Genomic DNA, 13,026 nt, shown 5'->3' with positions numbered 1-13,026 from the left:
CCCTGGTCCGCCCCCTAATCGCGGCACATACATTTTTATGATTCGAGTCCGATCACGCCTGGGGCCGGTTGCTACCGACCTGCCCCAGTGCCCAGGCCAGCTCCTTGAGCTGGCGTTGTTCGTTGTCCTTGATGTCCTGCAGTTGCTGGCCCAGCGTCGGCGCGCCGAAGCCGCCCCGCTGGCCCTGACCGGTCTCCCCCGAGCCGCGCCATTGCTTGCCGTCGAAAATGTTCATCTCGGCGGAATCCTGCGGCATGTCCTTGTCGAAGAAGCTGGACAGGTTGCTGGTGCCGAATACCCCGGCGTCGCCCCCGCCGAAACCGAGGAAGCTGCTGTCCATGCCCTCGCCTCCACCGGCCCCGCCGCCGGCGAATACCTGGGCGATGAAGCTGGGCGCCACGGCGCCGCTGTGGCTGAAGATGCTGCCCAGGGTCGGGAAGCCGCTGCCCAGGGTCTGCACTTCGAACAGCGGCAGCGGCAACAGCGGCGAGCTGAAGGGCGGCGGCGGTGGCCCCGGCAGGAGTATGTCGATCGGCACATGGGGTGTTTCCAGGATGCTCACCGGCGATTCGACGCGGAACTGCGGGTCACCGTCGCTCTGGCTGAGCACATAGCTTTCGCCCACCAGGCTGCCGACCAGGAGGTTCCCGGCGGCATCGCTGATGCCGTTGCCGGGGCTGTTCAGGCTGATGCCCAGCGAACCGTTGCCGGCGACATTGCCGACGATGACCTGGTAGGTCCGCGCGTCCACCTGCACCAGCGATTGCAGGGTGCCGACGGCATTCCCGGTGGTGTTCAGGCTGAAGTAGTCGAGTTCCAGTCCGGAGACGCCCTCGCTGAAAGTCAGGGTGAAACGCAGGGTGCGGGCCGCGGTGGGCGAGGCGTCGGCGCGAACCAGGCTGTCGGCGCTGGGCGCGGTGGTGTCGACGATCACCCCGCGGGTGTCGCCTACGCCGTTCAGGCTCAGGGGCATGGCATTGCCGGCCGCATCGCGCAGAGTCGCGCCATTGCTGGCGAGACCGCTGACGGCGATACCATCGGCGTCGCTGTCGCCCGCCTGGACACGGTACTGGAACACCAGGGTGGCAGTGCCGGAGCCGGCCACATAGTCGGCGAACACTGTGGTGCCGCCGATTTCCAGGGCCAGGCGCGGCGTGCCATTGACGATCACCGCCTCGCTGGCATTGACCACGAAGGTCAGCACATCGCCGGCGTTGTATTGCACGCCCGCCGGCACGCTGACGCTGCCCACGGTGGGCACTACCGCGTCCAACCGCACATCCGTGGTGCTGCCCGCACCGTTGAGGGTGGTGACTGCGTCGTTGCCCACGGCATCGCGCAGGGTCGCGCCGTTGGCCAGGACGGCGCTGCCGACGCTGATGCCGTTGCTGTCGAACTGGCCACTGGCGATGGTCAGGCGGAACATCAAGGCGGTGGTGCCTGAACCGCTGAGGTACTCGGCGAACACCGTGCCGCCGCCCTCCAGGCTGATGGCGATGCGCGGCGTGCCGCCGCTGGTATCGACGGTTACCGCTTCGCTGAGGTTGACGGTGAAGTCGAGGTTCTGCCCGGCCACGTAGGTGCCGTTGGCCGGCACATCCACGCTGGTGACCGCTGGCGCATCGCGGTCCAGGCTGTACAGGGCGCCCACCAGTCCGCCGCCGAGGGGGTTGCGGGCACCGTCGATAATGCCGGTGCCGCTGGCATTCAGGTCGAGGCCGAGGGTACCAGTGCCGGACAAGCCATTGACGGTCAGGGTATAGGTGCGGCCATCCACCTGGACCAGGCTGTCCAGGCTGCCGCTGGCAGTCCCGGTGGTCACCAGGCTGAAGTCGGCCAGGTCGACGCCACTCACGTCCTCGTCGAAGGTGATGGTGTAGCGCACGCTGCCCGCATTGGTCGGGCTGGCATCGACCCGCGCTATGCCACTGGCACTCGGCAACCGGGTGTCGATCACCACGCCGCGGGTATCGCCCACATTATTCAGGCTCAGGGTCATGTCATTGCCGGCGACATCGCGCAGGGTCGCGCCATTGTTGGCCAGGCCGGTCACGGTGATGCCGTCGGCGTCGTTGTCGCCGGGTTGCACGCTGTACCGGAACACCAGGGCGTTGGTGCCGGAACCGGACAGGTAGTCGGCGAATACGGTGCTGCCGCCGATATCCAGGGCCAGACGCGGGGTGCCGTTGACGAACACCACCTCGCTGGCGTTGACCACGAAGGTCAGCAGGTCGCCGGCCCTGTATTGAAGCCAGCTCGGTACGCTGACGCTGGCCACACCCGGCGCCACGGCATCCACCTGCACACCGGTGGTGCTGGCAACGTTGTTCAGGCTGGGGTCGGCGTCATTGCCCAGCCCATCGCGCAGGGTCGCGCCGTTGGCCTGGATGGCGCTGCCGACGCTGATGCCGTTGCTGTCCAGCTGCCCGCTGGCAACGGTCAGGCGAAACACCAGCGCGGTGCTGCCGGAGCCGCTGAGGTAGTCGGCGAAGACAGTGCCGCCGCTGTCCAGGGTGACGGCCAGGCGCGGCGTGCCGCCCGTGGTGTCGACGGTCACCGCTTCGCTCAGGTTGACGGTGAAGTCGAGGTTCTGCCCGGCCACATAGGTGCCGTTGGCCGGTACGTTGACTGAGGTCACCGTGGGGGCCACGACATCGATGACGTAGTTGTTGGAATCGGTGGTGCCGGTTCCGCTATTGCCCGCCAGATCCGTCACACCGGTGTTATCCAGGTTGATCAGGTTGCTGGTATCGGTAATACCCGCCGCTGGGGTCAGCGTCGCCGTCCAGGTGATGCCGCCGTCGCTGCTGCTGACGGCGCTCAGCGTGCCGTTGGCGATGATCAGGTCGGCGTTGCTGAAGCCGCTCACGGCTTCAGAAAAAGTGATGGTCACCAGCGAAGTTTCGCCGGCCTTCAACGCCGTATCGGCCACCACGATGCTGGCGGTGGGCCGTACGGTATCGATCACATAGTTGTTGGAGCTGGTGGTACCGCTGCCGGCATTGCCGGACAGGTCCTGGACCCCGCTGTTGTCCAGCTGGATGAGGTTGCTGGTATCGGTGATGCCTGCTGCCGGGGTCAGGGTGGCAGTCCAGGTGATACCGCCATCGCTGCTGCTGACCGCACTCAAGGTGCCGTTGTCGATGATCAGGTCGGCGTTGGTGAAACCGCTCACCGCCTCGCTGAAGGTGATGGTCACCAGCGAGGTCTGGCCCACCCCCAGGGCGCTGTCCGTGACCACGATGGTCGCGGTCGGGCGAGCGGTGTCGATAGCGTAGTTGTTCGAGTCGGTGGTGCCGCTGCCGGCGTTGCCGGAGGCGTTGGTCACACCGCTATTGTCCAGGGTGATGACGTTGCTGGTATCGCTGATGCTGGCGCTCGGGGTGAAGGTCGCAGTCCAGGTGATACCGCCGTCGCTGCTGCTGACGGCACTCAGGGTGCCGTTGGCGATCGTCAGGTCGGCGTTGGTGAAGCCGCTCACCGCCTCGCTGAAGGTGATGGTCACCAGGCTGGTTTCACCGGCTTTCAGGGCCGTGTCGGCGATCACGATGGTGGCCGTCGGCACTACGGTTTCGATGCTGTAGTTGCCGGAGTTGGTGGTGCCGGTTCCGACGTTGCCCGCTAGGTCGCTGACCCCGGCGTTGTTCAGGCTGATGAGGTTGCTCAGGTCAGTGATGCCCGCTGTCGGGGTGAAGGTGGCGGTCCAGGTGATGCCGCCGTCGCTGCTGCTGACGGCGCTCAAGCTGCCGTTGGCGATGGTCAGGTCGGCGTTGGTGAAACCGCTCACCGCCTCGCTGAAAGTGATGGTCACCAACGAGGTTTCGCCGGCCTTGAGGGTCGAATCGGCGAGGACGATGGTGGCGGTCGGACGCTGGCTGTCGATCGCGTAATTGTTGGAATCGGTGGTGCCGCTGCCGGCATTGCCGGACAGGTCCTGGATCCCGCTGTTGTTCAGCTGAATGATGTTGCTGGTATCGGTGATGCCCGCCGTCGGGGTGAAGGTGGCGGTCCAGGTGATGCCGCCGTCGCTGCTGCTCACCGCGCTCAAGGTGCCATTGGCGACGGTCAAGTCAGCGTTGGTGAAGCCGCTCACCGCCTCGGAGAAGGTGAAGGTCACCAATGACGTCTGTCCTACGCCCAGGGCGCTGTCGGCGACGACTATGGTCGCCGTCGGCCGAACCGTATCGATGGCGTAATTGTTGGAATCGGTGGTGCCGCTGCCGGCGTTGCCAGAGGCGTTGGTCACACCGCTGTTATCCAGGGTAATCAGGTTGGTGGTATCAGTGATGCTCGAAGTCGGGGTGAAGGTGGCGGTCCAGGTGATGCCACCGTCGCTGCTGCTCACCGCGGTCAAGGTGCCGTTGGCGATCGTCAGGTCGGCGTTGGTAAGGCCGGTCACTGCCTCGGAGAAGGTGATGGTCACCAGCGAGGTTTCACCGATTTTCAAGGCGTTGTCCGCCACTATGATGGTCGCGGTCGGTAGGACGGTGTCGATGCTGTAGTTGTTCGAGTTGGTCGTCCCGGTGCCGGTGTTTCCAGCCAGGTCGGTGACCCCGGTGTTGTTCAGGGTGATCAGGTTGCTGGCATCGGCGATACCGACGGTCGGGGTAAAGGTCGCGGTCCAGGTAATGCCGCCATCGCTGCTGCTCACCGCGGTCAGGGTACCGTTGGCGATGGTCAGGTCGGCGTTGGTGAAGCCGCTCACCGCCTCGCTGAAGGTAATGGTCACCAGGGTAGTTTCACCGGCGCTGAGGCTGCTGTCGGCGACCACGATGGTCGCGGTCGGCCGCACCGTATCGATTGCGTAGTTGTTGGAGTCGGTGGTGCCGCTACCGGCGTTGCCGGCCAGATCGGCGATGCCGGTGTTGTCCAGGGTGATCAGGTTGCTGGTATCGCTGATGCTGGCGCTCGGGGTGAAGGTCGCAGTCCAGGTGATGCCGCCGTCGCTGCTGCTGACGGCGCTCAGGGTGCCGTTGGCGATCGTCAGGTCGGCGTTGGTGAAACCGCTCACCGCCTCGCTGAAGGTGATGGTCACCAGCGAGGTTTCACCAACCCTCAGCGCGGTGTCCGCTACCACTATGGTCGCGGTCGGCCGAACCGTATCGATGGCGTAGTTGTTCGAGTTGGTGGTGCCCACGCCCAGGTTGCCCACGGCGTTCTGTACGCCGGTGTTGTCCAGGGTGATCAGGTTGGTTGTGTCGGTGATGCTGGCCGTCGGGGTGAAGGTCGCGGTCCAGGTGATGCCGCCGTCGCTGCTGCTCACCGCGCTCAGGGTGCCGTTGGACACCGTCAGGTCGGCATTGGTGAAGCCGCTCACCGCTTCGGAGAAGGTGATGGTCACCAGCGAGGTTTCACCGATCCTCAAGGCATTGTCGGCGACCACGATAGTCGCGGTCGGGTGCGCGGTGTTGATCACATAGTTGCCCGAGTTCGTGGTGCCACTGCCGGTATTGCCGGCCAGGTCGCTGATCCCGGTGTTGTTCAGGGTGATCAGGTTGCTGGCATCGCTGATGCCATCGGTCGGGGTGAAGGTGGCGGTCCAGGTGATGCCGCCGTCGCTGCTGCTCACTGCGCTCAGCGTGCCGTTGGCGATGGTCAGGTCGGCGTTGGTGAAACCGCTCACCGCCTCGCTGAAGGTAATGGTCACCAGGGAGGTTTCGCCCGCCGCGAGGGTGCTGTCGGCGACCACGATAGTCGCGGTCGGGCGTACGGTGTCGATGACGTAGTTGTTGGAATCTGTGGTGCCGCTACCGGCGTTGCCGGCCAGATCGGCGATGCCGGTGTTGTCCAGGGTGATCAGGTTGCTGGTATCGCTGATGCTGGCGCTCGGGGTGAAGGTGGCGGTCCAGGTGATGCCGCCGTCGCTGCTGCTCACCGCGCTCAGGGTGCCGTTGGCGATGGTCAGGTCGGCATTGGTGAGACCGCTCACTGCCTCGCTGAAGGTGATGGTCACCAGCGAAGTTTCGCCGACTCTCAAGGCATTGTCCGCCACCACGATAGTCGCCGTCGGCCGTACGGTATCGATCGCATAGTTGCTGGAATTGGTGGTGCCGACCCCGGCGGTGCCAAGGCTATTGATCACCCCGGTGTTATCCAGGGTGATCACGTTGCTGGTATCGGTGATGCTCGAAGTCGGGGTGAAGGTGGCAGTCCAGGTGATGCCACCGTCGCTGCTGCTCACGGCGGTCAGCGTGCCGTTGGCAATGGTCAAGTCGGCATTGGTGAAACCGGTCACTGCCTCGGAGAAGGTGATGGTCACCAGCGAGGTTTCGCCGATTCTCAGCGCGGTATCCGCCACTACGATGGTCGCGGTGGGTGGTGGTGCAAAGGCGGTGTTGAGGATGCCGCCGTCGTTGTAGATGGTCGCTACAGACGTCGGTGAAGTACCGGTGGTGCCACCACCCTGCGCTGTACCACCGGCGCCACTGGCAGCCGCGTTACCGCTCAAGGCGGCGAAGTTGGCCGCGGTGATCAGGAATGTGCCCTTGTTCCAGACCGCGCCGACGCCCCGGCCACCGATCCCGCCGTTGCTGGCGTTGCTGCCGTAGCCTCCACCACCGCCACCGCCGCCGCCCGCGCCGATGTTGTTGCTGATGGTCGACGTGCCAATCACGGTGATGGTGCCGCTGGAGGCGTTATAGATACCGCCGGCGGCGTTGCCGCCCGCACCACCGACCTTGTCCCAACCCGCGCCGCCGCCGCCCCCGCCGATGGAAATGGTGCCGTTGGTGGCCGTGGCGCCGTTGCCGCCGTTGCTGTAATAAGACACGCCCAGACCGCCCGCGCCGCCAGTGCTGGTACCGCCGCGACCGCCCATGTGGGTGGCGTCGTAGCCGCCGCCATAACCGCCCACGCCACCGCCGCCGGCCTGGCCGCCCAGTGTGCCGGTGCCGGGGCCGGCGGAACCGCCGTGGCCGCCACCCTGGCCCCCCAGCCCGCCGCCACCACCGCCGCCACCGCCGTAAAACGCTCCGGTGACGCCACCCCCGCCGCCGCCGCCCGAGGCCGCGTTGGAGGTCACGGTGACGTTCCTGAGGGTAAGATTGCCGGCGTTGAAAATCCCCCCGGCCATGGCGCCGGTCGCGCCATACCCGCCGTTGCCACCGTTGCCCGAGATCAGGCCTCGGGTGATCACCAGGCCATCCAGGGTTACGGTACTGCCCGCGGTCACCTCAATGACCCGGGTCCTGTACTGGCCGTCCAGGATCACGTCCGCCGCGCCGTCGTTGTTCAGGTCGCCATCGATGGTGACGTTCTTGTTGACCAGCAGTTCGGAGGTCAGCTGCACCGTCATGCTGCCGTTGAAGGTAACGATGTCGCCGTTCTGCGCCGACGCCAGCGCCGCCCGCAGCGAACCCACGCCGGTGTTGGCGTTGTTGGTGGCAGTCCAGGTCGCCAGCCCCCACTGGTAGTCGTTCATCGCCTGGCCGGACAGCACGTTGGCGCTTTCGATAGTGCCAGTGGCGATCTCCAGGTCCCAGTCGCCGCCCACCCCGGTGCGATTGCTCGAAGCGGCCACGTCGCGTCCGCTGAGCTGGGCCAGGGAATCGACGAAGCTCACCCCACGCTCGCCTTCGGCGGTGTAGCAGGCATAGATGAGGATATCGCCGCCGGCGTTCATGTCCTTGCCGATTTCCGCCAGCACGGCACTGCGGGCCTCGACGTTGTCGGCCGACAGGTAGCTGTCGCCGAGCCACAGGTCCCCGGCATTGCCGTGGGCAATGATCTGCAACGAGCTGAAGCCCTGATGCTGGTCCAGGTAATCGGCGATCTGCTGCAGGCCATCCTGGCCGGCGCCCAGTTGCACCACCTGGGTACCGGGCGCCATGCCGTTGAGCAGGCTGTCGGCGTCCTTGACCCGCGAATCGACGAACACCACCGTCTGGCCCGGTACCGCCGTCGGAGCCGCTGCCAGCGTCGCATCGGTCTGGGCGTGGGTGTCTTTGCTGGCACTCGGCTGATCGGAGGCGGTGGGCGTCTTGGCCGCATCCGTCGTGGCGTTGCTGTCCGGCTGGGCGGCGTCGGCCACCGTGGCTGCCACCGCGCCATCGAGCAGCATGCGCGGTTCCAGAGGCATGATCATCGGTGAGGCCAGGGCGTTCGCCTGCCCGGCGGCCCGTTGTGTAACCCGCGACTTACCTTTGCTCCACCACATGATGCTCACCCGGACTCGAAGTTCTGAAAGGCCCAAAATGAAAACCGCGATCAACGGATCGCGGTGTCGGACTTCATACGAATGACGTTGGCGGCGCTGGACGCCCCATCTCTCCAGAAAGACAGCTCTGCATACTTCTCGAACAGATCCGGCGGCAGGATGGTGCGCCGTGGTTCCAGCGCCACCCTGGCCTTGACCTTGTGCAGGCCCGAGACCCCCAGCGCCTGATCGAACTCGGGCGCGTCGTAGGCCAGGCTGTCGAAATCGTGCTCGAACCAGGGTTCGCCGATAAAGTCATAAACCAGCCGCATCACCCGATCGGGAGCCTGGCTCAGCAGGTCGTAGTCGACGATCAGCATCGAACCGGCGTTTTCGCCGTAATAGGCTTCTTTCAGGGCCGTCCAGGCATAACCCACCAGCCGGTTGTGCTGGGCCAGGGTTTCGCAGCGGCTGTAAACCGAGTTGCGCTCGGACGCATCGCCGAACAGCTTGGTGTTTTCGAACGGGTTGGCCCGGTACAGCCGTTCGAGGCTGTCCATGACCCAGGCGACATTGCGCACACAGGCAATGGTCTTGGCCTTGGGAAACAGGTCTTGCAGGGCCGGCAGGCGCGCGCACCATTGGCGATTGGTATCGAAGATGACGGGTTTGTCGGCCTTGTCGGCGTAGTAGGAGTCGAACAGTCCGCGCAGCAAGCGGCGGCGCATGTCGATGTCGATGACGGCACCGAATTCGCTGCCGGCACTGCATTGTTCGAGGATGCCGCTGAACAGCGCACCGACCGGGCTGGTCATGCCGGCATGAAAACGCGGGTTCTGCAACAGAATGGCAGACAGCAGGGTAGACCCTGAGCGCGGTAAACCGGAGATAAAGTGGAACTGCGGCAATCCTTTCACCCTAGACCCAAGTCCATTTGTAGGACAGATCCTAGTGCAAGGTAAGAAGACAGACTAGTGGTGTTTTAATATCAACTTGAAGCAAAACCAAAAGGAATATGTGCTCAAGAAGCCGCCAGCCTCTCTATGTCTGAGAGTTAATCGATTAAGCAACACGCCAATCCCGATACAGGCAATCCCCGGCCAGGCGCTGAAACTGCAGATTGAAAAGATGCCGTCGCCAAAGACTTCGATCTAGCCGTGCAGCAGCATGAAGTAGAGCGGCGGGTGCACATCGTGGGCGGAATGCAACCAGATGTCGCTATCGCTGTTTATCCGGCCAGACATAAATCTGCTCATAACCCCAGGCGACAGGCGGAAGAGTGTCTACGCTATCCGATGCTGTCAACGAGCCAGCCTGGCGTTCTGACCGTATCGGTCAAGCTGTCAGGCCAGACACCAGGGACCGGCTCAGGGAGTAACGCAGATTAACCTGAAGGATAAAAAACTATGGAAGTGTTCATGGGCACCATTCAAGCTTTTTCCTTTAACTTCCCCCCTAACGGCTGGGCCTCGTGTTATGGGCAGACGCTAGGGATCTCGCAGTACCAGGCGCTGTTTTCGCTGCTGGGGACTTACTACGGTGGCAATGGCACCACCAATTTCCAGTTGCCGAACCTGCAAGGACGGCTTCCCATCGGCCAGGGTAACGGGCTCGGCCTGACGCCACGGGTCATTGGCGAAGTTTCCGGCACCGAAAACGTCACCCCCACCCTCAACAACCTGCCCTCCCACACCCATACCCTCGCCAGCCTGAGCGCCGCCACCACGGTGCAACTGGCCAACCCCGCCAGCAACCCGGTCAGTGTCCCGACGGCAACCAACTCGTTTATCGGTACCTCCGCTGGCGGGCCGGGTACCGCCACGATCTATTCCGACCAACAGGGCGCCACGCCGGTGCCGCTCCAAGGGGTCAGTACTGCTATCTCCGGCACTATCGCGCCCGCCGGTAACGGACTGCCGCTAGAGGTGATGAACCCGTTCCTGGTGATCAACTTCAGCGTGGCCCTGAACGGCCTGTTCCCGTCGCGCAATTGAAGTTCGCGCCGGGGGGAAATCCCCCGGCCCTTTTTCCGGCCAGGAGTCACGCCATGCTGCATCTGCTGCAAAGTGAGCATTTCCAGCCATTGCTGGGGCAAACCTGCAATCTGTTGCTACCGGACGGCAGCGTCTTGCCGATCCATATCGAGTCCATCAAGGACACGCCGCAGGCACGCATGCCGAACAGTTCGCGCATGCCCTTCTGCGTCGAGCTGAACAGCCTGGAGCCGACCTCTTTCGTCGACGGCTTGTGCGACCTGGAGCTGCCCGGATTCGGCCTCCTGCAAGACATGTTCGTCTCAAGGGTGCCGGCCCTGGGCCGCGATCCGGCGCTGGCGTATTTCTTTATCGCCTTCAACTGAAATCGCAGTGCCTGAAGACTCCGTCCCAGGCACTGGCTCAACCTCTGCGCCAGCTTGCGCCGGTCATTTGCGCTGGCCGGGATACCAGACCAGCCGCTCGGCCGCCGGGTTGGCTTCCTCGACCTGAAACCCCAGCGCCAGGTAATGCCGGCGCGCATGCGGGTTGCTGGCCCAGACCACAGTAGCCACCGGGCAGCGGACCTGCTCAGCGGCTTTCTGCACGCCTTGCAATACGGTGCGGCCATATCCCCGGCCGCGGGCGGCAGGGATGAACGCCAGGTACAGCACGCGGATTTCATTGGGGCCGAAATCGGTGGTCAAGGCACCGATGGCGGTGCCGAGCTTCTCGATCACGTAGTGCATGGCGTTGGGGAAGTTCTCGCCCGCGCCCCGCTCCTGGATCTGGAACTGCTGGGCGATCACCTGTTCGACCTGCTCCTGTTCGCCATCGATCCATTGCAGATCGCTGCGTGCCGAACGGTAAAGGCTTTGCAGAAACGGCCCGTCGGTGGGCCGCGACGGGCGGACCACCAGACCGTCGGACATGGCTGAGTCGTTGTGCAGCATTCGCGTTCTCCCTGAAATTCCCTGTCTTCAGAACCCACTTTCCCTGACGTCCAGCGCCGCCAGACGCCGCCAGGCCACTCGCGACGCCCCTGCAGCACCACCACGCCACGCAACGGCTGTCTCGGGCTGCCTGTCACTCGCCAATGTTTTCGCAAGGATCAATAGGTAATTCCTAGACATTCGCATGAAGTTTCTACTCTAACGACGCAGCCCCTCCAGGGATTCGTAGGGCGCGCGGGCCCAGCGATCCACCGCTTCGCGCACCCGGTCATCGGCCGCCTCGCGCTTGCGCTGGCTATCGGCGCTGAACCACATGGCCGGCTGCTTGGCGTCGAAGGCGGCCATCTCCCGCATGCGCGGCACATCGGCTTCGCGCACGTCGAACAGGGGCGCCAGGCGGCTCCAGAGGGCGTCGGGCAGTTCGCTGTAGTTGACCGGCACAGCGCCGTGGCGCCGGCACAGTTCCAGACCCTGTTCGAGGATGCGGCCGATGCTGCGGCTGATGAATTCCAGCGGCGAAATGGCCTGGGCGTCTTCCTCGGAAAAGTCCAGCGCCGAGGGGCCCAGCAAGCCCGGCACGCTGTGCATGCCGGGCTGGCGTAGTTGCGAGACGACGATTTCCAGCGGGTCGCGGTAGAGGAAGATGCGCGGCGTGTCCGGGTAGAGCTCGCTCAGCAGCGGTGCCTCGAAGACGTTCCAGGCATCGAGCTTGATTACCAGCCGTTCTTCAATGCCGCGCCGGCGCTGGCCGTAGGCTGACATAAGAGCGCGCACCCAGTCGGCCTGCTGCGTGGCCGCTTCGGGATCGAGGAAGTGCGCGCGCAACAGGCTGTCCAGCGGCGGCGGCTCGGACAGCACAATGTTGCGTTCGATGCCGGCGAGCAGCTGCGCCAGCAAGGTAGAGCCGCAGCGCGAGGCGTGGAAGATCAAGGCGCCAGGAGCCAGGCCGGGGCTGGCGGCCTGCCAGTCGAGCAAGGTCGCCAGCGGGGTGTCGCGGCAAAAGGCCTGGTTGAAGGGCAGGCGCAGGGCCAGTTCCACGTCGTCACGGAAGAATGGCCGGCTCAGTTGCTGCTCGCCGAACCAGCACCAGTCCGCCCGCCACTCGCCGCCACGCCACCAGGCGCGGATGGGCAACCAGCCGTGCAGGTCTTCGCTCATGCTCAAGCCTTCCATTGTTCGCTCCATGCCTGCTTGCCCTGGCGCATGGCCGCGCGGACTTCCGCCTCGGCAAAGGGCAGGCCCAGTTCCGCGCCCAGTCGCAGCGTTTCGCGGATGAAGTCGCGCACATCGGTCAGGCCCTGCAGTTGCCGGGCAAGCGCGCCATCCCCTTCCACCTGCCGGCGGAATTCTGCGAACGCCTGCACCGCCCTCCCCGGCTGCAACGCGGGGGTGTCCGGCAACCCTTGGCGGACACCCGCAAGCAGCCAGTCATTGGGCTGGCAATCCAGCACCAGGTGGATGCGCTCGCCGGGGCCGGGGTTATCCACACGGTGCGGGCGGGACAGGTCGAGGAACCAGCATTCGCCGGGTCGCATCGGCACCTGCAGACTATCGACGAGGAATTCCACCCCCGGCGGGCTCAGCAGCGGAATGTGCAGGCGCAGGTCGCTGCCCGGCAGGCCCAGGTCGGGGTCGCAGTGTTCATGGATGCGCGAGCCCGGCCCCAGGCGCAGCAGGCGTGCACTGCGCACCGTGGTGCGGAAGGCAGCCAGCAGGTCGTTCCAGGCCGCCTCCTGTTGCCACCAGCCGCTGCGCCTCGGCGCCCCCTGGCCGGGGGCCAGCGGCAATGGCGCGTCCTCGGGTGTGATCAGGGCGACGCCGCTCCAGTCGCCCTCGTAGTAACCGGTGTTGAAGTGCCCCTGCCATGCGCCGGCGTCTACCCGCGCCAGCGCCTCCAACAGGGGCGCCAGCTCGAAACGCAGAGGCAGACGCGAGCAGACCGGTAGTGGTGGCGTTGTCATGGAAC

The 13,026-nt window shown here is 64.9% G+C and carries 7 protein-coding genes; 2 read left to right on the top strand and 5 right to left on the bottom strand.

The genetic code is table 11. From position 1 onward, the window contains the following. Nucleotides 1–52 precede the first annotated feature (52 nt). Together E8F12_RS14895 and E8F12_RS14890 are read right to left on the bottom strand one after the other, a co-directional pair. Complete coding sequence (locus E8F12_RS14895) at nt 53–8,155, bottom strand: Ig-like domain-containing protein (RefSeq protein WP_280326025.1); 8,103 nt, start codon at nt 8,153–8,155, stop codon at nt 53–55. Nucleotides 8,156–8,205: 50 nt separating this feature from the next. Next, the gene (locus E8F12_RS14890; protein ID WP_280326024.1) at nt 8,206–9,051 is read right to left on the bottom strand and encodes a sulfotransferase; all 846 of its coding nucleotides are present in this window, start codon (nt 9,049–9,051) and stop codon (nt 8,206–8,208) included. Between the two features lie 489 nt (nt 9,052–9,540). Between E8F12_RS14890 and E8F12_RS14885 the strand changes: the two genes are divergently transcribed. Beyond that, nucleotides 9,541–10,128: a tail fiber protein gene (locus tag E8F12_RS14885; RefSeq protein ID WP_280326023.1), complete on the top strand. Its 588-nt coding sequence runs from the start codon at nt 9,541–9,543 to the stop codon at nt 10,126–10,128. 53 nt (nt 10,129–10,181) lie between these two features. Beyond that, nucleotides 10,182–10,493, top strand: coding sequence for a hypothetical protein (locus tag E8F12_RS14880; RefSeq protein WP_280326022.1), 312 nt, complete (start codon nt 10,182–10,184; stop codon nt 10,491–10,493). Between the two features lie 63 nt (nt 10,494–10,556). Here the strand turns inward: E8F12_RS14880 and E8F12_RS14875 are convergent, their stop codons facing one another. The 3 genes from E8F12_RS14875 to E8F12_RS14865 form a co-directional block, all read right to left on the bottom strand. Next, nucleotides 10,557–11,060 carry a GNAT family N-acetyltransferase gene (locus tag E8F12_RS14875; protein ID WP_280326021.1) on the bottom strand — a complete coding sequence of 168 codons (504 nt, stop codon included), beginning with the start codon at nt 11,058–11,060 and terminating at the stop codon, nt 10,557–10,559. A 198-nt stretch (nt 11,061–11,258) separates the two neighbouring features. Then, nucleotides 11,259–12,218 (bottom strand): sulfotransferase family protein, encoded by a 960-nt coding sequence (locus E8F12_RS14870; protein ID WP_280326020.1) that lies wholly within the window; start codon nt 12,216–12,218, stop codon nt 11,259–11,261. Nucleotides 12,219–12,220: 2 nt separating this feature from the next. Next, nucleotides 12,221–13,021, bottom strand: a complete 801-nt coding sequence (locus E8F12_RS14865; protein WP_280326019.1) for an aspartyl/asparaginyl beta-hydroxylase domain-containing protein — start codon at nt 13,019–13,021, stop codon at nt 12,221–12,223. Between the last annotated feature and the right edge of the window lie 5 nt (nt 13,022–13,026).

This window comes from Pseudomonas sp. BN102 (assembly GCF_029871245.1).
In the GTDB taxonomy this organism is placed as follows: Bacteria; Pseudomonadota; Gammaproteobacteria; order Pseudomonadales; family Pseudomonadaceae; genus Metapseudomonas.
Note: the sequence above shows the minus strand (reverse complement) of the source record. Positions and strands in the feature narration are given on the sequence as shown.

Excerpts from the sequence above, each read along its gene's own strand:
- E8F12_RS14885 (WP_280326023.1), top strand. The coding sequence starts at position 9,541 with ATGGAAGTGTTCATGGGCACCATTCAAGCTTTTTCCTTTAACTTCCCC.
- E8F12_RS14865 (WP_280326019.1), bottom strand. The coding sequence starts at position 13,021 with ATGACAACGCCACCACTACCGGTCTGCTCGCGTCTGCCTCTGCGTTTC.
- E8F12_RS14870 (WP_280326020.1), bottom strand. The coding sequence starts at position 12,218 with ATGAGCGAAGACCTGCACGGCTGGTTGCCCATCCGCGCCTGGTGGCGT.
- E8F12_RS14880 (WP_280326022.1), top strand. The coding sequence starts at position 10,182 with ATGCTGCATCTGCTGCAAAGTGAGCATTTCCAGCCATTGCTGGGGCAA.
- E8F12_RS14875 (WP_280326021.1), bottom strand. The coding sequence starts at position 11,060 with ATGCTGCACAACGACTCAGCCATGTCCGACGGTCTGGTGGTCCGCCCG.
- E8F12_RS14895 (WP_280326025.1), bottom strand. The coding sequence starts at position 8,155 with ATGTGGTGGAGCAAAGGTAAGTCGCGGGTTACACAACGGGCCGCCGGG.